We start from the raw sequence: 23,242 nt of genomic DNA on the forward strand, positions 1-23,242 counted from the left end.
TACCCGAGCAGGCGGCCTCCCCCGAGTAGGCCGGGGGCGCGGGGCCGGCGCTATCCCGCTCGCAGGACGTCCTGCCACGCGGGCGGCAGTGCGGCGGCGACATCCGTGGCGGAGGGCGGGTCGGGGGCGAGGCGGCCGGCGAGACCGTGCACGTAGGCGGCGACGGACGCCGCGTCGCGGGCGGTCAGCCCGGTGGCCAGCAGGCCCCCGGCGAGGCCGGTCAACACGTCGCCGCTGCCCGCGGTGGCCAGCCGGCTCGTCCCGGTGGCGTTCACCCGGACGGGGGACGCCTGGCCCGTGGAGCCGTCGGGGGGCGCGGCGATCAGCGTCGTGGAGCCCTTGAGCAGCACGGTCGCGCCCGTGTGCGCCGCCAGGTCCCGCACGGCTGCCAGCCGTCCCGCCTCCACCTGCTCGCGTGCGACACCCAGCAGCGCGGAGGCCTCGCCGGCGTGCGGGGTCAGCAGGGTGGGTGCCGTGCGGGCGCGGACGGTCTCCACGTCCATCAGCCGCAGCCCGTCCGCGTCCACGAGGACGGGCACGTCGTGGGCGAGTACCTCCTCGACGGCGCGCCGCGAGGCCGGTTCGTCGCCCAGGCCCGGGCCGATCGCCCACGCCTGGACGCGGCCCGCGTGCTGCGGCGGCCCCTCGGAGACCAGTGTCTCGGGGAAGCGCGCGAGGACCGCCTCCTGGCCGGGCCCGACGTAGCGCACGGCTCCGGCGCCGCTGCGCAGGGCGCCCGCGACGGCCAGTACGGCGGCGCCCGGGTAGCGCGCCGAGCCGGCGACGACGCCGACGACGCCGCGCCGGTACTTGTCGGTCTCCGCCGTGGGGTGCGGCAGCAGCGCGGCCACGTCCGCGTGCTGGAGCGCCTCGACGTCGGGCACGGGGGGCAGGTGGGGGCCGAGGCCGATGTCGATCAGCCGGACGGCACCGGCGCGCTCCCGCGCCGGGTCGACGAGCAGTCCCGGCTTGTAGGCGCCGAAGGTGACGGTGGCGGCGGCGTCCACGGCCGCGCCGGCGACCTCGCCGGTGTCGGCGTCCACCCCGCTGGGCAGGTCCACCGCGACGAGGGGCACCCCGGCCTCGCGTACCGCGTCGGCCAGCTCCACGGCCGCGGGCCGCAGTCCTCCCCTGCCGCCGATGCCGACGATGCCGTCGACCACCAGGTCGGCCCGGGCGAGGAGAGCGCCGAGCGGTGCGGCGGTGCCCTCGACGACCGCGCCCGGTGCCACCACCGTGCGCCCCGAGGCGGCCCGCAACGCCGCCAGCCCGCCCTCGTGCGTACGTTCGGGCGACAGCAGCACGGCGGTCACTCCGGCGCCCCGCCGCGCCAGCCCGGCGCCCGCGTACAGGGCGTCACCGCCGTTGTCGCCGCTGCCCACCAGGAGCACCACGCGCGCGCCGTAGACCCGCCCCAGCAGCCCCGCGCACGCCGCGGCGAGGCCGGCGGCGGCCCGCCGCATCAGCGCGCCCTCGGGCAGCGCCGCCATCAGCTCCCGCTCGGCGGCGCGCACGGTCTCCACGCCGTAACCAGTCCTCATGCCCCCAGTGTGGCCGCTGCCTCAACCGGTCGCGTCCCCAGGTCCCTGATCGTGCCGAGGGCGGGCCGCACCCGGGTCTCCCTCGGCGACGACGACGGCCGAGGCCACCCCCGCGTCGTGCGAGAGGGACACGTGCCAGCTGCTGACGCCCAGCTCGGCGGCGCGTTCGGCGACCGTGCCGCACACCCGCAGATACGGCTGCCCCGTCGCGGCGGCGCACACCTCGGCGTCCGTCCACCGCAACCCGCCGGGCGCCCCCAGCGCCTTGGCCAACGCCTCCTTGGCGGCGAACCGGGCGGCCAGCGAGGCGGTGCCGCGCCGCTGACCGCCGGGCAACCACAGCTCGCGCCCGACGAAGAGCCGGTCCGCCATGGTGGGGGTGCGCTCCAGTGCGGCGGCGAAGCGGTCGATCTCCGCGACGTCGATTCCCACCCCGATGATCACCGCTGCCTCACTCCCGCGCCTCGTCGCCTCGTCGCCTCGTCGCCTGGTCGCCTCGTTCCGGGCCCCGTGCCACGGCACACCGCCGTCGGGGCGAGGGTACGCGCAGCGCGCCCGGGCGCCGCGGCACCCACCCGCGGCTCAGGCCCCGGCGCGGGACGCGGTCACCGGGCGCGGGCCATGCGCTCTATGGCGTCCTCCATCAGCTCCAGGTACTCCGACTCCTCGCAGCGCGGTTTGCTGCCCATCACGTACAGCTCCAGCGAGTCGGTCAGGTCCTCCGTCAGATCCTCGTCGGGCAGGCCGTCGGCGAGGTCGCTGTAGACGTGCCCGGCGAAGCCGGACAGCTGGTCGGTGCGGGCGGCGCGCCGGATGCGGGGGCGACGTATGCGACTCAGGGGGCGTGACATGAGCGGAACATAGCGGCAATTCCACCCCACGTACACCTTCTGCGGGCCTCTCATCCGATCGCGCTGCCATCCGGGCAGGTCAGGCACGCGCCCGCCGGCCGCCCCGGGCCGGGCCGCCCCGCGGGTGAGCGCCCGGCGGCGACCCCGCAGAATGGCGGACGTGTCCACGAAGCCGTACGTCGACCTCAGCCGCGCGGACTGGAGCGCCCTGCGCGAGCGCACCCCCCTCCCGCTGACCGCCGCCGAGGTCGAGGCCCTGCGCGGACTCGGCGACGTCATCGACCTCGACGAGGTGCGGGACATCTACCTGCCGCTGGCCCGGCTGCTGCACCTGTACGTCGAGGCCACGCACGGGCTGCGCAGAGCGCTCAACACCTTCCTCACCGACCCCCGCTCCCCGGGCAGTCCGACGCCGCAGCGCGGCACCCCCTTCGTCATCGGGGTCGCCGGCAGCGTCGCCGTCGGCAAGTCCACCGTCTCCCGGCTCCTGCAAGCGCTGCTCGCCCGCCCGCAGCCCCCGGCCGAGGGGCACCCGCAGCCGGAAGCGCCGCGCGTCGAACGCGTGACCACCGACGGCTTCCTGCTGCCCAAGGCCGAACTGGAACGACGCGGCCTGATGTCCCGCAAGGGCTTCCCCGAGTCCTACGACCGCCGCGCCCTCACCCGCTTCGTCGCCGACGTCAAAGCCGGCAAGCCCGAGGTGACGGCCCCCGTCTACTCACACCTGGTCTACGACATCGTCCCCGGCGCACACCTGACCGTGCGCCGCCCCGACATCCTGATCGTCGAGGGCCTCAACGTGCTCCAGCCCGCGCTGCCCGGCAAGGACAACCGCACCCGGGTGGCCGTCGCCGACTACTTCGACTTCTCCGTGTACGTGGACGCGCGCACCGCGGACATCGAGCGGTGGTACCTGCACCGCTTCCGCGAGCTGCGCCAGACGGCCTTCCAGAACCCGCGCTCGTACTTCCACACCTACACCGGCGTCAGCGAGGAAGAGGCCCTCGACTACGCCCGCACCACCTGGCGCACGATCAACGAACCCAACCTCCGCGAGAACATAGCCCCCACCCGCGGCCGAGCGACCCTCCAGCTGCACAAGGGCCCCGACCACACGGTGGAGCGGCTGTCCCTGCGCAAGCTGTGAGAGCCGCATCCCGCGGTCCTCCTCGGGGCCTCAGCCCAGCGCGCGCTTGACCACGTCCGCGAGCCGCCCGGCCACCGCCCGCGCGTGCTCGATGTCGGCGGCCTCCACCATCACCCGCACCAGCGGTTCGGTCCCCGACGGGCGCAGCAGCACCCGCCCGGTCTCCCCCAGCTCCCGCTCCGCCTCGGCGACGGCGGACACCAGCTCCGAAGCCGACTCGACCCGCGACTTGTCCACATCGGACACGTTCACCAGCACCTGCGGCAGCCGCTCCATGACCCCGGCCAGCTCGGCGAGAGAGCGGTCCGTCGCCGCCACGCGGGCCGCCAGCATGAGCCCGGTCAGCGTGCCGTCACCCGTGGTCGCGTGGTCGAGGACGATCACGTGCCCGGACTGCTCGCCGCCCAGCGAGAACCCGCCGTGCTTCATCTCCTCCAGCACGTAGCGGTCGCCCACCGCCGTGCGGGCCAGCTCGACGCCCTCGCGCTCCATGGCCAGCTTGAAGCCGAGGTTGGACATCACCGTGGCCACGACGGTGTCCTTGCGCAGCTGCCCGGCCTCCTTCATGGCCAGAGCCAGCACGGCGAGGATCTGGTCCCCGTCCACCTCGTGCCCGTCGGCGTCGACGGCCAGGCAGCGGTCCGCGTCGCCGTCGTGCGCCACCCCGAGGTCGGCGCCGCTGCGCACGACCGCCTCGCGCAGCCCGTCGAGGTGGGTGGAGCCGCAGTCGTCGTTGATGTTGAGCCCGTCGGGGTCGGTGCCGATGGTCACCACATCGGCCCCGGCCCGCGCGAACGCCTCCGGGGACACCCGCGCCGCGGCGCCGTGCGCACCGTCGATGACGACCTTCAGCCCGTCCAGCCGGTTGGGCAGCACACCCACGAGGTGGGCGACGTAGTTGTCGAAGCCCTCGTCGTAGTCCCTGACCCGGCCGACGCCCGCGCCGAGGGGACGCTCCCACGCCTGACCGCCCGCGTGCTCGCGGTAAAGGGCCTCGATGCGGTCCTCCAGCTCGTCGGCCAGCTTGTGGCCGCCGCGGGCGAAGAACTTGATGCCGTTGTCGGGCATCGGGTTGTGGCTGGCCGACAGCATCACGCCCAGGTCGGCACCGAGGGAACCGGTCAGATAGGCGACCGCAGGCGTGGGCAGTACGCCGACGCGCAGCACGTCCACCCCCGCGCTGGCCAGCCCGGCCACGACGGCGGCCTCCAGGAACTCGCCCGAGGCACGCGGATCCCGTCCGACGACGGCCACCGGACGGGTGGTGTCCTGCGCCGCCTCGGCGCTCGCCCCCGCCTTCGCCTCGGTCAGCACGTGGGCCGCCGCGACGGACAGCCCGAGCGCCAGCTCGGCCGTCAGCCCCGCGTTCGCGACACCGCGTACACCGTCGGTTCCGAAGAGTCGTGCCACTGTCGTTCCTCCGAGTTCTCCGGGCGTTCACCGGGCGGGCGTGGGAAGCCCGGCACACCAGATATACGCCCCGTTGTCAGCGTGACGGCGCGGGCACCGCCACGGGGGCCCGCAGGGCGGCCCGGATGCCCGAACGCGCACACGCCCGTCCGTGCGCCCGCACGCCCCCGATGAGGGGATGCCGGTCCCGACCCCGGCGAGAGAACGGATGCCCCGACGGCACCCGATACGACGGATGCCCCGTCGGCACCGGTGTGGGGTGCCGACGGGGCATCCGGAAAGGCTCCAGCTCCAGCGAGCGCTGCCTCAGCGCTTGCTGTACTGCGTGCCCTTGCGGGCCTTCTTGAGACCGGCCTTCTTGCGCTCGACCGCACGGGCGTCACGCGTGAGGAACCCGGCCTTCTTCAGCGGGCCGCGGTTGTTGTCCGCGTCCGCCTCGTTCAGCGCGCGGGCCACGCCCAGGCGCAGGGCGCCGGCCTGACCCGAGATGCCGCCGCCGGAGATGCGGGCGACGACGTCGTAGCGCTCGTCGAGCTCCAGAACCTTGAAGGGCTCGTTGACTTCCTGCTGGTGCACCTTGTTGGGGAAGTACCCCTCCAGGGTGCGACCGTTGATCTTCCACTGGCCCGAGCCCGGGATGATGCGGACACGGGCGATGGCGTTCTTCCGGCGACCGGTGCCGGCGGCCGGCTGCGGGTCGCCGAACCGGGAGGCCATGGACTCGGAGGTGTACTCCTGCGGGGCCTCAGGGGTCTCGGTCGTGTACTCCTCGACGCCCTCGACGGGGGTCTCGGCGGTGGTCTCGGCCACGATTCTCCTCAGCTTTTCTTCAGTCTTAGGGGGTGGCCGGACTTACTGCGCGACCTGGCTGATCTCGAACGGCACGGGCTGCTGCGCACCGTGGGGGTGCTGCTCACCCGCGTAGACCTTCAGCTTCGAGAGCATCTGACGGCCCAGAGCGTTCTTGGGGAGCATGCCCTTGACGGCCTTCTCCACCGCCTTCTCCGGGTTCTTGTCCAGCAGCTCGTCGTAGCGGACGGAGCGCAGACCACCCGGGTAACCGGAGTGCCGGTAGGCCATCTTCTGGGTCCGCTTGTTGCCCGACAGGTGCACCTTGTCGGCGTTGACGATGATGACGAAGTCACCGGTGTCGACGTGGGGCGCGTAGGTGGGCTTGTGCTTACCACGCAGGAGAGTGGCGGCCTGAGAGGCCAGACGGCCGAGGACGACGTCCTGGGCGTCGATCACGTGCCACTGGCGCTGGATGTCGCCGGGCTTGGGGCTGTACGTACGCACGGTCGTAGCCTTCGCTTCTCTCAATGATTGGGTCCTGACAGCGGGCCAACCAGGCAGATCACGACAGGCGAGACCACGCACGGTGACGCATCCGCAGGTGATCGCTGGTCATCGACCGGTAGGCCGGGTGTAAAGACCCCCCACGTGAGAACAGGCAAGCCAATACACACAACGATCCAACAGAATACCGACCCTCCCCTGTACGGGTCAAAACCGTCCCGGCCCCACCGCCTACCGGCAGCCCCTCACCGCGCCCGCGCCACCCTGCCCTCGTCCCACACCGGATCCGGCGCCTCCCGCACCCGGCCGTCCGCGCCGAAGACCAGGAAGCGGTCGAAGGAACGGGCGAACCAGCGGTCGTGGGTGACTGCCAGGACGGTACCCTCGAACGTTTCCAGCCCCTCCTGGAGTGCCTCGGCGGACTTCAGGTCCAGGTTGTCCGTCGGCTCGTCCAACAGCAGGGCCGTGGCTCCGGCCAGCTCCAGCAGCAGGATCTGGAAGCGGGCCTGCTGGCCGCCGGACAGGCGCCCGAAGGCCAGCTCCGCCTGCCGGGTCAGCTCGTAGCGGCGCAGCGCGGACATCGCGGCGCCGCGGTCGTGGGCGTGCTCCTTCCACAGGATGTCCAGCAGGGTGCGTTCGGCCAGTTCCGGATGGGAGTGGGTCTGGGCGAAGTGGCCCGGGACGACGCGGGCGCCCAGTTTCCAGTCGCCCGTGTGCGCCACGTCCCCGCCCGCCAGCAGCCGCAGGAAGTGCGACTTCCCCGAGCCTCCCCCAGCTAACGCCGGGAGGTGCCCCCAGAGCCGAGCACGGCGACCCGCTCCCCGTAGAAGACCTCCAGGTCGAAGGGGCGCATCAGTCCCGCCAGCTCCAGGCCGGCACAGGTGATCGCCCGCACGCCCGTCCTGCCGCCGCGCAGCCGCATGCGGATGTCCTGCTCGCGCGGCGGCTCCAGCGGCGGCCCCGCCTCCTCGAACCTGTGCAGCCGCGTACGGGCCGCCTGCAGCCTGGAGGCCATGTCCGAGTTGAAGGCGGCCTTCTGCTTGTACATGATGACCAGCCGCTTGAGCTTGGCGTGCTCCTCATCCCACCTCCGCCGCAACTCCCCGAACCGCGCGAACCGCTCCTTGCGCGCCGCGTGGAACGTCGCGAAGCCACCGCCGTGCACCCACACGTCACTGCCCGCCGCGCCCGGCTCGACCGCCACGACACGGTCGGCGGCGCGCGCCAGCAGCTCCCGGTCGTGGGAGATGAACAGCACCGTCTTCTTCGTCTCGCGCAGCCGCTCCTCCAGCCAGCGCTTGCCGGGGACGTCGAGATAGTTGTCCGGCTCGTCCAGCAGCAGCACCTCGTCCGTGCCGCGCATGGGGGCACCGCCCGGCCGGAAGCTGGGGGAGACTCCAGCACCAGCCTCTTCTGCTCACCACCCGAGAGCGTGCGCACCTGGCGCCACTGCGCCTTCTCGTACGGCACGCCCAGCGCGGCGACGGTGCACATGTCCCACAGCGTCTCGGCCTCGTAGCCGCGCACCTCGGCCCAGTCGGCGAGGGCCTGCGCGTAGCGCAGCTGCGCGGCCTCGTCGTCGACGGTCATCACCGCGTACTCCGCCTCGTCCACCGCCCTCGCCGCCGTACGGATCCGCGGGTGGGCCACCGAGACGAGGAGGTCCCGCACACTCGACTCGTCCCGCACGCTCCCCACGAACTGCGGCATCACGCCGAGCCCGCCGCTGACGGTGACCGTCCCCGCGTCCGGCTTCACCTCGCCCGCGATCAGCCGCAACAGCGTCGTCTTACCCGCGCCTCCCCCAGCTAACGCCGGGAGGTGCCCCCAGCCCCCACCAGCGCCACCGAGGCACCCTCACCCACCCGCAGCGACGCGTCGTCGAACAGCGCCCTCCCGTCGGGCAGAGAGAAGGCAAGGTGCGCGGCCTCGACATGTCCCATGCGGCGATTGTCACGGTCTGACGACGCCCACACCAAGCGAATATCGGGCAACAGGCGCGGCGCCATAAGATGCGGACATGAGCTTTGGGCAGGGGGGACCCCAGTGGGGGTCCCAGGGCGGCGGACCCGGCGGACCCGGCTGGAACACCGGCGGCTCCACACCGACACCCGACTGGGCGGAACTCGCAGACGAGGCAGAACGCCGGCGCACCCGGCGCCGCCGCTGGCTGCTGGCGGGCGGCGGCGCGCTGGCGACCGCCGCCGTCGCGGGCATCGTCGCGGTGGCCGTCGTCAACGAGGGCGGCTCGCAGGGCGCCTCCGACAAGCCGTCGGATTCGCTGCCGCCCTCGTCGAGCATCCCGAGCGACGACAAGGAACCCGAGCCCACCTTCAAGAACGAGCCGCCGCCCCCGCCGCCGCCCAAGGACTTCATCTCCGACGCCAAGCGAGACAAGGCGCCGCTGTCCGCCGACACGCTCTACCCGAGCAAGAAGGTGACCGTCAACGGCCACCCCTACGAGCTGGCCAAGACCTCCACCAGCGAGAACTGCGCCGACGCGGCGCACTCGGGCCTGGGCCCCGTGCTGACCCGCAACAAGTGCGACACCCTCTACCGCGCCACCTACACCCACGACGGGCTCGCCGTCACGGTCGGCATCGCGGTCTTCGCGGACGCCAAGACGGCCGCGCAGGTCAAGAAGGACTACCAGCCCAACCTCGTGGCGCTGCCCGGCAGCGGTGTCCCCGACTTCTGCCGCACCGTCACCTGCCGCACCACAGCCAACTCCCTGGGCCGCTACGCCTACTTCACCATCGCGGGACGCACCAACGGGAAGGCCTCGGACGCCGGCGACAAGGAGGCGCAGCAGGCCGCCCTCGACGGCTCCAACTACGCCTACGCGCGCGTCCTGGAGCGCGGCCGCAGCCAGTCCTCGGACGCCGCGCAGGCTCCCGAGCCCGACTGACCCGAAGGACTGGCCGGCCCCGCGGGGCCGAAGAACTGGTGGGCCCCGCGGGGGCGAAGGGGGAAGCGGTGCAGTCCGACGAGGCCGTCATCGGCTGCTTCGGCGTACTCGTCATCGGCACCAGGGGCGCGGCGGGCCCCGGCGAGGTGCTGGTGAGCGTCAGGGGCGGGTCCGAGACGTTCCTGGCCTGGTCGCCCGAGCCGCTGCCCACCGGCACGACCGTCCTGGTGATCGAGTCGCGCGGCACCCGCCAGGTCGACGTCAGCGCGTGGCGAGACCCACTGGAGCCATGAACCGCCCCGCGCCCCGGCGCGGTCGAGGAGAGGATGAAACATGTTCGGATACCGCGTCCCCTCGCCGGACGAGGCCATGCTGATCTCGGGTGGCCGACGCGGCCTCAAGGGGGCACCGTTCCGCGTCGTCACCGGCCACGGCACGTTCGTCCTGCCGATCTTCCGCAAGGTGCGGTTCCTCACGCTGGCGATGAGCGAGTCCGAGGTCGCCGAGACGTGCGTGACCAAGCAGGGCATCGTGCTGACCGTCCGCGCCGTCATCGCGTTCAAGGTCGGCAACGACAACGAATCCATCGTCAACGCCGGCCAGCGCTTCCTCTCCGAACAGGAGCAGATGTCGGTGCTGACGGGCCGCATCTTCTCCGGCCATCTGCGGTCCATCATCGGCTCCATGACGGTCGAGGAGATCGTCACCGAGCGGCAGAAGCTGGCCACCGAGGTGCTGGAGACCTCCAAGACGGAGATGGGCAAGATCGGCCTGATCGTCGACTCCTTCCAGATCCAGTCCATCGACGACGGCGACACCGGCTACATCGAGGCCATGTCGTCCCCGCACAAGGCAGCCATCCAGCGCCAGGCCAAGATCGCCGAGGCGCAGGCCACCCAGGCGTCCGTCGAGGCCCAGCAGGAAGCCGCCCGCAACCAGGCCGAGTACGAACGCCAGACCGCCATCGTCGAGGCCGAGTACAAGGCCGAGGTCGACCGCGCACAGGCCCAGTCAGCGCAGGCGGGCCCGCTCGCCCAGGCCCACGCCCAGCAGGAGGTCCTCGCCGCGCAGACGGAACTGGCCGAGCGCGCCGCACAGTTGCGGCAGCAGGAACTGGTCGCCGAGGTCGTCAAGCCCGCCGAGGCCGAGGCCGAACGCATCAAGGTCGTCGCCCTCGCCGAGGCGGAACGCATGAAGATCCAGGCCGAGGCCGCCGCCTCCCACGACCGGGTCGCCCTCGACCAACTGCTGATCGACCAGCTCCCGCAGATCGTCAAGGAAGCCGCGACCGGCCTCTCCCACGCCAACGTCAACGTCCTCAACGGCGCCGACGGCCTCGGCGAGGTCGCAGCGGGGCTCGTCAGCCAGGGGCTGACGATCCTCGACACCGTCAAGCAGAACCTCGGCAAACCGGCCGAGGGCGAAACCACCACCACCGGGACCCCGAGGTCCCCGGCCCCCCGCACAGGCCCCGACGACGGGCCTGTGGCGATCCCGTAGGGCGGGGGCCGCTCTGTTCAGCAGCAGCCCGGCGAGGGCGGCAGCGGTGGCAGTGTGCGCTTGTTGCGGGAGGCGAGGTTGCGGGCCTCCAGTTCCTCGTCGGAGGGGTAGGCGACCTCCTCCAGGGTGAGCCCGTGCGGGCGCACCACGTGGACGGCCGAGTCGCGGACACCCGCGGCCAGGACCGTGGCGGGCCACTCGGGGGTCCGGTGGCCGTCGCCGACGAAGAGCATGGCTCCCACCAGGGCGCGGACCATGTTGTGGCAGAACGCGTCGGCCTGGACCGTGGCCTCCAGCACCCCGTCCGGGCGGCGCGCCCACTCCAGCCGCTGGAGGGTGCGGATCGTCGTGGCGCCCTCGCGCTTCTTGCAGTACGCGGCGAAGTCGTGCTCGCCCAGCAGACCGCGCGCCGCCTCGTTCATGGCGTCGAGGTCCAGCGGCCAGTTGTGCCAGAGCACATGGCCGCGCAGCAGCGGGTCGACGCCGCCGGGGTGGTCGGTGACGCGGTAGGCGTAGCGGCGCCAGACCGCCGAGAAGCGGGCGTCGAAGTGCGCGGGCGCCTCGCTGACGCGCCGGACGCGTACGTCCATGGGCAGACGTCCCGCGAGCCGCCGCAGGAGCCGGTCACCCTGCTCGGCCCACACCTCGGCCGGCAGGTCCACGTGCGCGACCTGGCCGCGCGCGTGCACACCCGCGTCCGTCCGTCCCGCGACGGTCAGCTCGGGCGTCTCCTCGCGCCGCAGCACGACGCGGAGCGCGTCCTCGATCTCCCCCTGGACCGTGCGCTGCCCCTCCCGCTGCCTGGCCCAACCGGAGAAGTCCCGTCCGTCATAGGCCAGGTCGAGGCGTACGCGCACCACGTCGTTCGTCACTCGGCGATCCTCTCATCCACTCGGGCCCGCACATGACGAGCGGGCCCGCCCCCCGGCTGGGGAACGGGCCCGCTCACGCGTCAGGCGCGCGGCGTCAGGCGTCCTTGGACTCGCCCTCGGCCTCGGCGTCGGCCTCGGCCGACTCCTTCTTCAGGTCGGCGACAGCCTCGTCACCGGCGGCGTCCTTCGCGGAGCGCTTGGTCGCGGCCTCGGCCTCGCCGACCGCGGTCTGCTGCACCGTCAGCGCCTCGACCAGCTCGATGACCGCCATCGGGGCGTTGTCGCCACGACGCGGGCCGATCTTGGTGATGCGGGTGTAGCCACCGGGACGGTTCTCGTACCGCGGGCCGATCTCGGTGAAGAGGGTGTGGACGACGCTCTTGTCGAGGATCGTGCGCATGACCTGGCGACGGTTGTGCAGGTCGCCCTTCTTCGCCTTGGTGATCAGACGCTCGGCGACCGGACGCAGGCGGCGGGCCTTCGACTCGGTCGTCGTGATGCGGCCGTGCTCGAACAGCGCGGTCGCCAGGTTGCCCAGCATCGCCTTCTGGTGCGAGGCGCTGCCGCCCAGACGGGGACCCTTGGTGGGCTTCGGCATGGTGCTTCTCCTTACGTTGTCCCTGCACCGGCCGTGTCAGGAACCGGCGGCAGTCCCGGCCGTATCAGGTACCGGGGTTTCGGACCCGCGGCGGGCTGCTGCCCGAGCGGGATGCCCCCGAAGGGGCGCGGGGAACTGCGCGACCGGCCACAGCCGGCCTGCAGCTCCCCGACAACAGCGACAGGGCAGACGCTCAGGACCGCCCCGTCACCGAAGGTCTCAGTACTGCTCGGTCTCCACGAACCCGGCGTCCGTGTCGTCCTCGGCGCCGAAGGCGTCGGCCGCAGCCGTCGGGTCGAACCCGGGAGGCGAGTCCTTCAGCGCCAGGCCCATGCCGGCCAGCTTCGCCTTGACCTCGTCGATCGACTTCGCACCGAAGTTGCGGATGTCGAGCAGGTCCGCCTCGGAGCGGGCCACCAGCTCGCCCACCGAGTGGATGCCCTCGCGCTTGAGGCAGTTGTACGACCGAACGGTGAGCTCCAGCTCCTCGATCGGCAGCGCCAGGTCGGCGGCGAGCGCGGCGTCGGTCGGGGACGGGCCCATGTCGATGCCCTCGGCGTCGACGTTGAGCTCGCGAGCCAGACCGAACAGCTCGACCAGGGTCTTGCCGGCCGACGCCATGGCGTCACGCGGGCGCATGGCCTGCTTGGTCTCGACGTCGACGATCAGCTTGTCGAAGTCGGTGCGCTGCTCGACACGGGTCGCCTCGACCTTGTAGGTGACCTTGAGGACGGGCGAGTAGATGGAGTCGACCGGGATGCGGCCGATCTCCTGGCCCACCTGCTTGTTCTGCACGGCGGAGACGTAGCCGCGGCCGCGCTCGACGGTCAGCTCCATCTCCAGCTTGCCCTTGCCGTTCAGCGTGGCGAGGACCAGGTCCGGGTTGTGCACCTCGACACCCGCGGGCGGCGCGATGTCCGCGGCGGTGACCAGGCCCGGGCCCTGCTTGCGCAGGTACATCACGACCGGCTCGTCGTGCTCCGAGGAGACGACGAGGGACTTGATGTTGAGGATGAGGTCGGTGACGTCCTCCTTGACGCCCGGCACGGTGGAGAACTCGTGCAGGACACCGTCGATGCGGATGGACGTGACCGCCGCACCCGGGATCGAGGAGAGGAGCGTACGACGCAGAGAGTTACCGAGGGTGTAGCCGAAGCCCGGCTCCAGCGGCTCGATCACGAACCGGGACCGGAACTCGTCGACGACCTCTTCGGTCAGGGAAGGACGCTGAGCGATCAGCATGAGATGTGTGCCTCCAGTTTTCGGCAACCGCTATTTGATGCCGGTACTGCAAGGGTACGGGCGGCCCGGCCGAATCCGACCGAACCGCCCCCACCCTGTGAGCCGTGCCTCGAACAGGCCCGAGGACGGCTCGATGTACTGCTTACTTCGAGTACAGCTCGACGATCAGCTGCTCCTGCACCTGGGTGTCGATACTGCGTCCCCTCGGGGAACGATCCCCGAACCCCAAGCCGAAACCGGGGCGGGCCCGCAGACCAGGTACCGGAACGAGGAACCGACCCGATTACTTCGAGTACAGCTCGACGATCAGCTGCTCCTGCACCTGGGTGTCGATGACCTGGCGCTCGGGCAGCGAGTGGACGAGGACCCGCAGCTTGGAGGGGATGGCCTCCAGCCACGCCGGAACCGTCTTGTCTCCGGCCTCCGCGACCGCCACCTGGAAGGGGGTCAGGTTACGGGAGGGCTCGCGCACCTCGACGATGTCGTTCACGGACACCCGCGCCGAGGGGATGTCGGTCTTGCGACCGTTCAGCGTGATGTGACCGTGCTTGACCAGCTGACGTGCGTGGTCGCGGGACTTGGCGAAGCCGGCCCGGTACACGACGTTGTCCAGGCGGGTCTCCAGGATGCGCAGCAGGTTGTCACCCGTCTTGCCCTGGAGCCGGTTGGCCTCGTTGTAGTACCCGCGGAACTGCTTCTCGAGGACACCGTAGATCCGAGCGGCCTTCTGCTTCTCACGCTTCTGCAGCAGGTACTCGGAGTCCTTGGTGCGCCCGCGTCCGTGCTCACCCGGGGGGTAAGGACGGATCTCGATCGGGCACTTCGCGCTCTCGCACTTAGCTCCCTTGAGGAAGAGCTTCTGCTTCTCCCGACGGCAACGCTTGCAGTCGGCCCCGGTGTAACGCGCCATGTGTGGTGATCTCCTACTTCAGTTCTCAGACCCGGCGACGCTTCGGCGGGCGGCAGCCGTTGTGCGGGGTGGGGGTGACGTCCTGGATCGAGCCGACCTCGAGGCCGGTGGCCTGGAGGGAACGGATCGCGGTCTCACGGCCGGAGCCGGGACCCTTGACGAAGACGTCGACCTTGCGCATGCCGTGCTCCTGCGCGCGGCGCGCCGCGTTCTCGGCGGCCATCTGCGCGGCGAACGGCGTCGACTTCCGCGAGCCCTTGAAGCCGACGTGGCCGGCCGAGGCCCAGGAGATCACGTTGCCGGTGGGGTCGGTGATCGAGACGATCGTGTTGTTGAACGTGCTCTTGATGTGAGCGTGCCCGTGGGCGACGTTCTTCTTCTCCTTGCGGCGCACCTTCTTGGCGCCGGCCGTACGGCCCTTCGGAGGCATATAGAGATAACTCCCGTGAGGTGGTCGGTCCTACTACGCGGACCGCTTGCAGCGTGTCCGGTGCGGACTACTTCTTGCCCGGCTTCTTCTTGCCGGCGATGGCGCGACGCGGGCCCTTACGGGTGCGGGCGTTGGTCTTGGTGCGCTGGCCGTGGACCGGGAGACCGCGCCGGTGACGCAGACCCTCGTAGCAGCCGATCTCCACCTTGCGGCGGATGTCGGCCTGGATCTCACGGCGGAGGTCACCCTCGACCTGGAGGTTGTTGTCCACGTATTCGCGGAGCTGGACCATCTCCTCCTCGCCCAGGTCCCGCACGCGGGTGTCGGGGCTGACCCCGGTCTCGCGCAGGGTCTGCTGGGCAAGGGTGCGGCCGATGCCGAAGACGTAGGTGAGGGCGACCTCGACGCGCTTCTCGCGCGGAAGGTCGACGCCAGCGAGGCGTGCCATGGATGTGGCTCCTGATGATTTCGTCGGAGGTCTGCAGCAGTGCCGTTCCCTCCATGCCTTTCGGCTGGGGGTGTCCCCTGCTCGAAGAGCGTGAGGGAGGGTCCCCGGCCTCCGACCGGGGGTGTCGACACCGTCGAGGGTGTCGGGCCCTGCTTATGTGACTGTTGCTCGCGTCGCGCGAAGGTACTGCGAAAGGCAGGTGGTGTGCGTCAGCCCTGGCGCTGCTTGTGGCGCAGGTTGTCGCAGATGACCATGACCCGGCCGTGGCGGCGGATCACCTTGCACTTGTCGCAGATCTTCTTGACGCTCGGCTTGACCTTCATGTGGTGAGGTTCTCCGGGTCTGGCCTTCTCCCCACGAGCCTCACGGGGCGGGGATACCGGCACGATCTGTCGCTCTACTTGTAGCGGTAGACGATCCGTCCGCGCGTCAGGTCGTACGGAGACAGCTCCACCACGACCCGGTCGTCGGGAAGGATACGGATGTAGTGCATCCGCATCTTGCCGCTGATGTGCGCGAGGACCTGGTGCCCGTTCTGGAGCTCCACCTTGAACATCGCGTTCGGGAGAGACTCGACGACGGTGCCCTCGATCTCGATGGCCCCTTGTTTTTTGGCCATGCTTGAGCGCTTCACCTTCCGGGATCGGCTACCTGGGAGGCCCCGGCTCTCCGCACGCATACGGATATACCTGGGCCGACGAGCCAGTCTACGACACGCCGTCGAGAAAGACGAATCGTGGAGTATCCCCGCTACCCGCCCTCGTTATTCCCCCCACCTCGCCTGTTCCCGAAACTTCCCGGCTCCGGAGAGGCCCGCGACCCCGGTTCCGGGAGGGGCGGGGCAGAGGTTTCAGCCACCTCAGCCCAGCGGGTCGGGTGCCACCTCGACGCCGAGCTCGGCGAGCTTCGCGCGCCCCCCGTCGGGGGCGGTCAGCACGAACGGGCCCTGCTCCGTCAGAGCGATCGAGTGCTCCCAGTGGGACGACCACGTGCCGTCGTTCGTCTTGACCGTCCACTCGTCGGAGAGAACGTGCGTGCGCGCCGTGCCGAGGCTCACCATCGGCTCGATGGCCAGGCACATGCCGGGCACCAGCTTGGGACCGCGGCCCCGGCGCCGCTCGACGTAGTTCAGCAGGTGGGGGTCCATGTGCATCTGCGAGCCGATGCCGTGGCCGCCGTAGTCCTCGATGATCCCGTACTTGCCGCCGGCAGGACGCGGCTGCCTGCGGATGTAGCTCTCGATCGCCTTGGAGACGTCCACCAGCCGGTTGCCCTTGCGCATGGCGGCGAGCCCCGCCCACATGGACTCCTCCGTCACCCGGGAGAGCTCCCGCAGCTCGGCCGAGTGCCCCTCGCCGACGAAGACGGTCAGCGCCGCGTCGCCGTGCCAGCCGTCGATGATCGCGCCCGCGTCGATGGACAGCAGGTCCCCCGCCTTCAGGACGGTCTCCTTGCTGGGGATGCCGTGCACGACGACGTCGTTCACCGAGGTGCAGATGTTGCCGGGGAAGCCGCCGTAGCCGAGGAAGTTCGGCTTCGCTCCGTGGTCGGCGAGGACCTTCGCCGCGACCTCGTCCAGGTCCTTCGTCGTCGCGCCGGGGACGGCGGCGGCCGCGCAGGCCTCGTGCATCGCGGCGACGACCAGCCCCGCCTCGCGCATCTTCGCGATCTGCTCCGGGGTCTTGATCTCGACCATGACGCCTTCCGCCTTCCCTGACCGGCGCTGAGCCGGTGCCGACCGAATGTTCTGCTGCTACCTGTCAAGTCTGCCAGGCCCCTCGCCGGGGCCGGTCGCTCTGTCGCTGCGATCGGGGCCTCGCGGTGGCTCGGCCCCGAGTGTGTGGGGGCTCCCGGGGTGCCCCGTGCCGCCGGTGACTGCGTGTTCGACCGCCCTGGCCGCCCGCGCAGTTCCCCGCGCCCCTGGGCGTCCTCCCCCTGGCCGGGGGGTGAGTCTGAGGGGGCGCATGGATGTGGGGGCCGGGCGGTGCCCGGCCCCCACATCAGGAAGGAGTCGCCGCGGGTGACCGCCGCGCCATTGGGGACGGTCAGGCGCGCGTACGCTGCAGCGCACTCATCGCCCGCTCCGTCACCTCGCCGACCGCGCCGAGCGCGGGGATCGTGGTCACGAGCCCCTGCGCCTTGTAGTGGTCGATGATCGGCTCGGTCTCGCTGTGGTAGACCTCGAGGCGCTTGCGGACCGTCTCCTCGCGGTCGTCCTCGCGCTGGTAGAGCTCGCCGCCGCACGCGTCGCAGACGCCGTCGGTCTTGGGAGCGCTGTATTCCACGTGGAAGACGTGGCTGCTGTCGTTGCGGCAGATGCGCCGTCCGGCGATCCGCTTGACGACCTCGTCCTCGGGGACCTCCAGGTCGAGAACGGCGTCCAGCTTCTGGTCCGTCTCGTCCAGGTAGCCGTCCAGGGCCCTGGCCTGGGCGATGTTGCGGGGGAAACCGTCGAGCAGGAATCCGCTCTCGGCGTCCGGCTGCGCCATCCGGTCCTTGGCCATGCCGATGGTGATCTCGTCCGGCACGAGCTGTCCGGCGCTCATGTACTCCTTGGCCTTCTGGCCGAGCTGAGTGCCCTGGCTCATGTTGGCGCGGAAGAGGTCACCGGTGGCGATGTGCGGGATGGCCAGGTTCTTCGCGAGGAAGGCGGCCTGTGTTCCCTTGCCCGCACCAGGCGGTCCGACGAGGACGATACGCATCAGCGGAGGAACCCTTCGTAATGGCGCTGCTGAAGCTGGCTCTCGATCTGCTTCACGGTCTCAAGACCGACGCCCACGATGATCAGGATGCTCGTTCCGCCGAACGGGAAGTTCTGGTTGGCGTTGAACATGATCAGCGCGACGGTCGGCACCAGTGCGATCAGACCCAGGTACAGAGAGCCGGGCCACGTGATGCGGTTCAGCACGTAGCTCAGGTACTCCGCGGTGGGACGACCAGCCCGGATGCCCGGGATGAAGCCACCATACTTCTTCATGTTGTCGGCCACTTCTTCGGGGTTGAAGGAGATGGCCACGTAGAAGAAGGCGAAGAAGACGATCAGCAGGAAATAGGTCGCAATGTAGAGGGGGTGGTCACCCTTGACGAAATGCGACTGGATCCACTGTGCCCAGCCTGCCTGCGAGCCGCTGAACTGCACGATCAGCGCCGGAATGTAGAGCAGCGAGGACGCGAAGATGACGGGAATCACACCCGCCTGGTTGACCTTGAGCGGAATGTAGGTCGAGGTTCCGCCGTAACTGCGTCGCCCGATCATCCGCTTCGCGTACTGCACCGGAATGCGGCGCTGTGCCTGTTCCACGAAGACCACGAGGGCGACCATCGCGAGGCCGCAGATGATGACGGCGCCGAATTCGATCCAGCCGTCGGCGAGCTTGCCCTGCTTCTTGATGGCCCACAGCGCGCCGGGGAAACCGGCCGCGATGGAGACGAACATCAGGATGGACATGCCGTTGCCGATGCCGCGGTCGGTGATGACCTCACCGAGCCACATGATCAGGCCGGTGCCGGCGGTCATGGTGATGACCATCACGGCGGTGGTGAAGATCGACTGGTCGGGGATGATCTGGCTGGCGACGCTGCAGTTCTGGAAGAGGGTGCCGCTGCGTGCGGTGGCGACGAGGCCGGTGGCCTGGAGGATGGCGAGCGCGACGGTCAGATAACGCGTGTACTGCGTGATCTTCCCCTGGCCCGACTGCCCTTCCTTCTTCAGGGCCTCGAGCCGCGGGATGACCACGACCAGCAGCTGCAGGATGATGCTCGCCGTGATGTACGGCATGATCCCGAGCGCGAAGATGGTGATCTGAAGCAGCGCGCCGCCGCTGAACATGTTGACCAGGCCGAAGAGCCCCTGCGCGCCCTTGGCCTCGTCCATACACGCTTGGACGTTCTCATAGCTGACGCCCGGCACCGGGACGTGCGCTCCGATCCGGAAGAGCACCATGATGCCGAGCGTGAAGAGCAGCTTCTTGCGCAGGTCGGGCGTCTGGAACGCCCGGGCGAACGCGGTGAGCACGGTGCCTCCTGCGCCCCCCGCGGTGTTGAGTGCGCGAGAGGTGACGGTCTTGAGGATCGACAGATATCAACGGTGGTGCCACCTTACCGGCGACGGCACCTGGTAGAAACGACCAGCCCGGGAAAGAACTGCCGGGCAAACGACCAGCCGGGGATGTCCCGTTGGGACATCCCCGGCCTGTCGTTCACGTGGTCAACGAACTCAGATGAGTTCGGTGACGGTGCCGCCGGCGGCGGTGATCTTCTCCTTGGCGGAGCCGGAGACCTTGTCGACGGTCACCGTCAGCGCCACCGAGATGTCGCCGGAGCCGAGCACCTTGACCAGCTCGTTCTTGCGTACGGCGCCCTTGGCGACCAGGTCGGCCACCGTGACCTCGCCACCCTCGGGGTAGAGGGCGGCCAGCTTGTCCAGGTTCACGACCTGGAACTGCTTGTGCGCCGGGTTGTTGAAGCCCTTGAGCTTGGGCAGCCGCATGACCAGCGGCATCTGCCCACCCTCGAAGCGCTCCGGAACCTGGTACCGGGCCTTCGTGCCCTTGGTGCCACGACCCGCCGTCTTGCCCTTGGAGGCCTCACCACGACCCACGCGGGTCTTGGCGGTCTTGGCCCCGGGGGCCGGACGGAGGTTGTGGACCTTCAGCGGGTTGTCACCCATGTCAGTCGACCTCCTCGACCGTCACGAGGTGGCGCACGGTGTGCACCTGCCCGCGCACGATGTCGCTGGCCTCGCGGACGGCCACATCGTTGACGCGCTTGAGACCGAGGGTCCGCAGCGTGTCACGGTGGTTCTGCTTGGTCCCGATCACGGAACGCGTCTGCGTGATCTTGAGCTGAGCCATTACGCGCTCACCCCTGCACGCGCCCGCAGCAGAGCGGCGGGTGCAACGTCCTCGAGCGGCAGACCACGGCGGGCCGCGATCTCCTCCGGGCGCTGAAGCCCGCGGAGCGCCGCCACCGTGGCGTGCACGATGTTGATCGGGTTCGCCGAGCCGAGCGACTTGCTCAGCACGTCGTGGATGCCCGCGCACTCCAGCACGGCACGCACCGGGCCACCGGCGATCACACCGGTACCGGGCGAGGCCGGCTTGAGCAGCACGACACCCGCGGCTTCCTCACCCTGGATCGGGTGCGGAATGGTGCCCTGGATACGCGGGACCTTGAAGAAGTGCTTCTTGGCCTCCTCAACGCCCTTGGCGATGGCGGCCGGCACCTCCTTGGCCTTGCCGTATCCGACACCCACGGTGCCGTCACCGTCGCCCACCACGACCAGCGCGGTGAAGCTGAAGCGACGACCACCCTTCACAACCTTGGCGACGCGGTTGATCGCGACTACGCGCTCAACGTACGCGGTCTTCTCGGCGGCAGCGCCGCCGTCCCGGCCCTTACGGTCCCGCCGCTCGCCGCCACCGGCGCCGCCACCGCGGCGCTGGGGTCCAGCCATTGGAATTACCTCTCTCTTTGTCCGCTAGCTCACGGAACCGGGGCTCAGAACCTGAGCCCGGCCTCGCGGGCGGCGTCAGCCAGAGCGGCAATCCGCCCTGCGTACTTGTTACCACCGCGGTCGAACACCACAGTCTCGACCCCCGCGGCCTTGGCGCGCTCGGCGACCAGGGCCCCGACCTGCTGGGCCTGGGCGCTCTTGTCACCCTCACCACCGCGGACGGTGCCGTCCAGGTGCGACGCCGAGGCCAGCGTGTGGCCCGCGATGTCGTCGATCACCTGGGCGGTGATCCCGCGGTTGGTGCGCGTCACCACAAGACGGGGGCGCTCGGAAGTGCCCGAGACCTTCTTGCGGATGCGGATGTGACGGCGCTTGGCGGCGGCACGCTTGTAGGCGTCGCCCTTGGCGATCTTCACGCCGTATGCCATGGCTTACTTACCAGCCTTTCCGACCTTGCGGCGGATGACCTCGCCTGCGTACTTCACGCCCTTGGCCTTGTAGGGGTCGGGCTTGCGCAGCTTGCGGATCTTCGCGGCGACCTCGCCGACCCGCTGCTTGTCGATGCCCTCGACCGTGAACTTGGTCGGAGTGTCGACCTTGAAGGAGATCCCTTCCGGGGCCTCCACCAGGATCGGGTGGCTGTAGCCCAGCGAGAACTCCAGGTTGGAGCCCTTGGCCTGGACGCGGTAGCCGACACCGCTGATTTCGAGGTCCTTGGTGAATCCCTGGGTCACGCCAGTGATCATGTTCGCCACCAGCGTGCGGGACAGACCGTGCAGGGCCCTGTTCCGGCTCTCGTCGTTCGGACGGGAGACGACGAGCGCGCCGTCCTCGCCCTTGGCGATCTCGATGGGCGTGGCGACGGTGTGCGCGAGGGAGCCCTTGGGGCCCTTCACGGCGACCGTCTGGCCATCGATGGTGACGTCCACACCGGCGGGAACCTGGATGGGGAGCTTGCCGATTCGCGACATGGCTTTACCTCCGTTCCCTTCCGTTACCAGACGTAGGCGAGGACTTCCCCGCCCACACCCTTCTTGCTGGCCTGCTTGTCGGTGAGGAGACCGTGCGACGTGGAGATGATCGCCACGCCGAGGCCGCCGAGCACCTTCGGCAGGTTGGTGGACTTTGCGTAGACCCGCAGACCCGGCTTCGAGATCCGCTTGATGCCGGCGATCGAGCGCTCGCGGTTCGGGCCGAACTTCAGCTCGAGCACCAGGCTCTTGCCGACCCTGGCGTCCTCGGTCTTCCAACCGGTGATGAAGCCCTCCTGCTGGAGGATCTCCGCGATGTGCGACTTGATCTTGCTGTGCGGCATCTCGACGGAGTCGTGGTACGCCGAGTTCGCGTTCCGCAGACGCGTGAGCATGTCTGCGATGGGATCGGTCATGGTCATGTGATGGCCTTCGGCCTCTCTCGCCGGGGTTTCCCTGTCTGCGTCGTCCCTCTCCCCGTCCGCCGGCCTGACGGCCGACGACGGGACGGGTGCGTCGCGGGGGACCTACGGCGTAGTAAGCGACTGTTCAGCTTACCGAGAGATCCCGGAGTTACCCGAAAGGGTTACCAGGAGCTCTTGGTCACGCCCGGCAGCTCGCCGCGGTGCGCCATCTCACGGAGGCACACACGGCACAGGCCGAACTTGCGGTACACGGAGTGGGGACGGCCGCAGCGCTGGCAGCGCGTGTAGGCACGCACCGAGAACTTCGGCTTGCGGCTGGCCTTGGAGATCAGAGCCTTCTTCGCCATGGTCAGTTCTCCTTGAACGGGAAGCCGAGGTGACGAAGCAGGGCACGGCCCTCGTCGTCGCTGGTCGCCGTGGTGACCACGGTGATGTCCATGCCCCGGACCCGGTCGATCTTGTCCTGGTCGATCTCGTGGAACATGACCTGCTCCGTGAGACCGAAGGTGTAGTTGCCTCGTCCGTCGAACTGCTTGGGCGACAGACCGCGGAAGTCGCGGATGCGCGGCAGCGCGAGGGACAGCAGGCGGTCCAGGAACTCCCACATCCGGTCGCCGCGCAGCGTCACGTGGGCGCCGATCGGCTGGCCCTCACGCAGCTTGAACTGCGCGATGGACTTGCGGGCCTTGGTGACGGCCGGCTTCTGGCCGGTGATCGTGGCGAGGTCCTTGATGGCGCCCTCGATCAGCTTGGAGTCGCGGGCGGCGTCGCCCACACCCATGTTGACCACGATCTTGGTCAGGCCGGGGATCTGCATGACGTTCTCGTAGGAGAACTGCTCCTGCAGCTTGCCCTGGATCTCTTCGCGGTAGCGCTGCTTCAGGCGCGGGGCCTGCGTGGTGGTGGCAGTCATCAGATGTCCTCACCGGTCCGCTTGGCAACGCGGATCTTGTTGCCTTCGTCGTCGAAGCGGTACCCGACGCGGGTCACGACCTTCTTGCCGTCCGCCTCCACGACCAGCTGAACGTTGCTGACGTGGACCGGGGCCTCGGTCGTCACGATGCCGCCGGTCTGCGAACCGCGAGCCGTCTGACCGGCCTTGGTGTGCTTCTTGACCCGGTTGACACCCTCGACCAGGACGCGGTCCTCGCGGGGCATGGCCTTGATGACCTTGCCCTGCTTGCCCTTGTCCTTACCGGTGATGACCTGGACCAGGTCGCCCTTCTTGATCTTCATGG

At 70.0% G+C, this 23,242-nt stretch carries 30 protein-coding genes and 1 pseudogene; 4 read left to right on the plus strand and 27 right to left on the minus strand.

Annotated elements, in window-relative coordinates; translation table 11 throughout:
- Positions 1 to 50: 50 nt before the first annotated feature.
- The 3 genes from DTL70_RS20640 to DTL70_RS20650 form a co-directional block, all read right to left on the minus strand.
- On the minus strand, positions 51 to 1,541 hold the full coding sequence (locus tag DTL70_RS20640) for an NAD(P)H-hydrate dehydratase (protein ID WP_114023457.1): 1,491 nt from the start codon (positions 1,539 to 1,541) through the stop codon (positions 51 to 53).
- A 21-nt stretch (positions 1,542 to 1,562) separates the two neighbouring features.
- The gene (locus DTL70_RS20645) at positions 1,563 to 1,985 is read right to left on the minus strand and encodes a holo-ACP synthase (RefSeq protein ID WP_114023458.1); all 423 of its coding nucleotides are present in this window, start codon (positions 1,983 to 1,985) and stop codon (positions 1,563 to 1,565) included.
- Positions 1,986 to 2,146: 161 nt separating this feature from the next.
- Positions 2,147 to 2,392, minus strand: a complete 246-nt coding sequence (locus tag DTL70_RS20650) for a hypothetical protein (RefSeq protein ID WP_114023459.1) — start codon at positions 2,390 to 2,392, stop codon at positions 2,147 to 2,149.
- A 151-nt stretch (positions 2,393 to 2,543) separates the two neighbouring features.
- Here DTL70_RS20650 and coaA point away from each other — a divergent pair, with 151 nt between their 5' ends.
- Positions 2,544 to 3,539 carry a type I pantothenate kinase gene (coaA, locus tag DTL70_RS20655; protein WP_114023460.1) on the plus strand — a complete coding sequence of 332 codons (996 nt, stop codon included), beginning with the start codon at positions 2,544 to 2,546 and terminating at the stop codon, positions 3,537 to 3,539.
- A gap of 30 nt (positions 3,540 to 3,569) precedes the next feature.
- On the opposite strand, the gene glmM is transcribed toward coaA, so the two are convergent.
- The 4 genes and pseudogenes from glmM to DTL70_RS20675 all read right to left on the minus strand — a co-directional run bounded on the left by glmM (position 3,570) and on the right by DTL70_RS20675 (position 8,188).
- The gene (glmM, locus tag DTL70_RS20660) at positions 3,570 to 4,949 is read right to left on the minus strand and encodes a phosphoglucosamine mutase (RefSeq protein ID WP_114023461.1); all 1,380 of its coding nucleotides are present in this window, start codon (positions 4,947 to 4,949) and stop codon (positions 3,570 to 3,572) included.
- 306 nt (positions 4,950 to 5,255) lie between these two features.
- Positions 5,256 to 5,759 carry a 30S ribosomal protein S9 gene (gene rpsI, locus DTL70_RS20665; protein ID WP_114023462.1) on the minus strand — a complete coding sequence of 168 codons (504 nt, stop codon included), beginning with the start codon at positions 5,757 to 5,759 and terminating at the stop codon, positions 5,256 to 5,258.
- Positions 5,760 to 5,801: 42 nt separating this feature from the next.
- Positions 5,802 to 6,245, minus strand: coding sequence for a 50S ribosomal protein L13 (gene rplM / locus DTL70_RS20670; protein ID WP_114015388.1), 444 nt, complete (start codon positions 6,243 to 6,245; stop codon positions 5,802 to 5,804).
- A gap of 245 nt (positions 6,246 to 6,490) precedes the next feature.
- Positions 6,491 to 8,188, minus strand: a pseudogene (locus tag DTL70_RS20675) (ATP-binding cassette domain-containing protein).
- A gap of 77 nt (positions 8,189 to 8,265) precedes the next feature.
- Between DTL70_RS20675 and DTL70_RS20680 the strand changes: the two are divergent.
- The 3 genes from DTL70_RS20680 (at position 8,266) to DTL70_RS20690 (ending at position 10,653) form a co-directional block, all read left to right on the plus strand.
- Entirely contained in the window at positions 8,266 to 9,153 is an 888-nt protein-coding gene (locus DTL70_RS20680) for a hypothetical protein (protein ID WP_181861008.1), read from the plus strand.
- A 68-nt stretch (positions 9,154 to 9,221) separates the two neighbouring features.
- A complete protein-coding gene (locus tag DTL70_RS20685; RefSeq protein ID WP_114023682.1) occupies positions 9,222 to 9,446 on the plus strand; it encodes a hypothetical protein in 225 nt (74 codons plus the stop codon).
- A 40-nt stretch (positions 9,447 to 9,486) separates the two neighbouring features.
- Positions 9,487 to 10,653: a flotillin family protein gene (locus DTL70_RS20690; RefSeq protein WP_245979493.1), complete on the plus strand. Its 1,167-nt coding sequence runs from the start codon at positions 9,487 to 9,489 to the stop codon at positions 10,651 to 10,653.
- A 17-nt stretch (positions 10,654 to 10,670) separates the two neighbouring features.
- Here the strand turns inward: DTL70_RS20690 and truA are convergent, their stop codons facing one another.
- The 20 genes from truA to rplX all read right to left on the minus strand — a co-directional run bounded on the left by truA (position 10,671) and on the right by rplX (position 23,240).
- On the minus strand, positions 10,671 to 11,525 hold the full coding sequence (truA, locus tag DTL70_RS20695) for a tRNA pseudouridine(38-40) synthase TruA (RefSeq protein WP_114023463.1): 855 nt from the start codon (positions 11,523 to 11,525) through the stop codon (positions 10,671 to 10,673).
- A 94-nt stretch (positions 11,526 to 11,619) separates the two neighbouring features.
- Positions 11,620 to 12,123: a 50S ribosomal protein L17 gene (rplQ, locus tag DTL70_RS20700; RefSeq protein ID WP_114023464.1), complete on the minus strand. Its 504-nt coding sequence runs from the start codon at positions 12,121 to 12,123 to the stop codon at positions 11,620 to 11,622.
- Positions 12,124 to 12,342: 219 nt separating this feature from the next.
- Positions 12,343 to 13,365 (minus strand): DNA-directed RNA polymerase subunit alpha, encoded by a 1,023-nt coding sequence (locus DTL70_RS20705; protein ID WP_114015379.1) that lies wholly within the window; start codon positions 13,363 to 13,365, stop codon positions 12,343 to 12,345.
- A 283-nt stretch (positions 13,366 to 13,648) separates the two neighbouring features.
- A complete protein-coding gene (rpsD, locus tag DTL70_RS20710) occupies positions 13,649 to 14,275 on the minus strand; it encodes a 30S ribosomal protein S4 (protein WP_114023465.1) in 627 nt (208 codons plus the stop codon).
- A gap of 25 nt (positions 14,276 to 14,300) precedes the next feature.
- On the minus strand, positions 14,301 to 14,705 hold the full coding sequence (gene rpsK / locus DTL70_RS20715; RefSeq protein ID WP_016473404.1) for a 30S ribosomal protein S11: 405 nt from the start codon (positions 14,703 to 14,705) through the stop codon (positions 14,301 to 14,303).
- Positions 14,706 to 14,772: 67 nt separating this feature from the next.
- Complete coding sequence (gene rpsM / locus DTL70_RS20720; RefSeq protein WP_114023466.1) at positions 14,773 to 15,153, minus strand: 30S ribosomal protein S13; 381 nt, start codon at positions 15,151 to 15,153, stop codon at positions 14,773 to 14,775.
- A 209-nt stretch (positions 15,154 to 15,362) separates the two neighbouring features.
- Positions 15,363 to 15,476 (minus strand): 50S ribosomal protein L36, encoded by a 114-nt coding sequence (gene rpmJ / locus DTL70_RS20725; protein ID WP_003956441.1) that lies wholly within the window; start codon positions 15,474 to 15,476, stop codon positions 15,363 to 15,365.
- Between the two features lie 74 nt (positions 15,477 to 15,550).
- Complete coding sequence (infA, locus tag DTL70_RS20730; RefSeq protein WP_003948620.1) at positions 15,551 to 15,772, minus strand: translation initiation factor IF-1; 222 nt, start codon at positions 15,770 to 15,772, stop codon at positions 15,551 to 15,553.
- A 240-nt stretch (positions 15,773 to 16,012) separates the two neighbouring features.
- A complete protein-coding gene (gene map, locus DTL70_RS20735) occupies positions 16,013 to 16,849 on the minus strand; it encodes a type I methionyl aminopeptidase (RefSeq protein ID WP_114023467.1) in 837 nt (278 codons plus the stop codon).
- A 349-nt stretch (positions 16,850 to 17,198) separates the two neighbouring features.
- Positions 17,199 to 17,855: an adenylate kinase gene (locus tag DTL70_RS20740; protein ID WP_114023468.1), complete on the minus strand. Its 657-nt coding sequence runs from the start codon at positions 17,853 to 17,855 to the stop codon at positions 17,199 to 17,201.
- Positions 17,855 to 19,168: a preprotein translocase subunit SecY gene (gene secY / locus DTL70_RS20745; protein WP_114023469.1), complete on the minus strand. Its 1,314-nt coding sequence runs from the start codon at positions 19,166 to 19,168 to the stop codon at positions 17,855 to 17,857. Before secY ends, DTL70_RS20740 begins: the two co-directional genes overlap by 1 nt.
- Before the next feature lie 201 nt (positions 19,169 to 19,369).
- On the minus strand, positions 19,370 to 19,822 hold the full coding sequence (rplO, locus tag DTL70_RS20750; protein WP_114023470.1) for a 50S ribosomal protein L15: 453 nt from the start codon (positions 19,820 to 19,822) through the stop codon (positions 19,370 to 19,372).
- 1 nt (position 19,823) lies between these two features.
- Entirely contained in the window at positions 19,824 to 20,006 is a 183-nt protein-coding gene (gene rpmD, locus DTL70_RS20755) for a 50S ribosomal protein L30 (protein WP_114023471.1), read from the minus strand.
- Positions 20,006 to 20,608, minus strand: coding sequence for a 30S ribosomal protein S5 (gene rpsE / locus DTL70_RS20760; RefSeq protein ID WP_027738926.1), 603 nt, complete (start codon positions 20,606 to 20,608; stop codon positions 20,006 to 20,008). The genes rpmD and rpsE overlap by 1 nt, the downstream gene beginning before the upstream one ends.
- A 44-nt stretch (positions 20,609 to 20,652) precedes the next feature.
- Positions 20,653 to 21,036: a 50S ribosomal protein L18 gene (gene rplR, locus DTL70_RS20765; protein ID WP_114015372.1), complete on the minus strand. Its 384-nt coding sequence runs from the start codon at positions 21,034 to 21,036 to the stop codon at positions 20,653 to 20,655.
- Between the two features lie 3 nt (positions 21,037 to 21,039).
- Positions 21,040 to 21,579, minus strand: coding sequence for a 50S ribosomal protein L6 (gene rplF / locus DTL70_RS20770; RefSeq protein WP_114023472.1), 540 nt, complete (start codon positions 21,577 to 21,579; stop codon positions 21,040 to 21,042).
- 23 nt (positions 21,580 to 21,602) lie between these two features.
- Positions 21,603 to 22,001, minus strand: a complete 399-nt coding sequence (rpsH, locus tag DTL70_RS20775; protein WP_114015370.1) for a 30S ribosomal protein S8 — start codon at positions 21,999 to 22,001, stop codon at positions 21,603 to 21,605.
- Between the two features lie 164 nt (positions 22,002 to 22,165).
- A complete protein-coding gene (locus DTL70_RS20785) occupies positions 22,166 to 22,351 on the minus strand; it encodes a type Z 30S ribosomal protein S14 (RefSeq protein ID WP_016473415.1) in 186 nt (61 codons plus the stop codon).
- Positions 22,352 to 22,353: 2 nt separating this feature from the next.
- A complete protein-coding gene (gene rplE / locus DTL70_RS20790; RefSeq protein WP_114015369.1) occupies positions 22,354 to 22,917 on the minus strand; it encodes a 50S ribosomal protein L5 in 564 nt (187 codons plus the stop codon).
- On the minus strand, positions 22,917 to 23,240 hold the full coding sequence (gene rplX, locus DTL70_RS20795) for a 50S ribosomal protein L24 (RefSeq protein ID WP_114023473.1): 324 nt from the start codon (positions 23,238 to 23,240) through the stop codon (positions 22,917 to 22,919). The genes rplE and rplX overlap by 1 nt, the downstream gene beginning before the upstream one ends.
- Between the last annotated feature and the right edge of the window lie 2 nt (positions 23,241 to 23,242).

It is taken from the genome of Streptomyces diacarni (genome assembly GCF_003323715.1).
Taxonomy (GTDB): domain Bacteria; phylum Actinomycetota; class Actinomycetes; order Streptomycetales; family Streptomycetaceae; genus Streptomyces; species Streptomyces diacarni.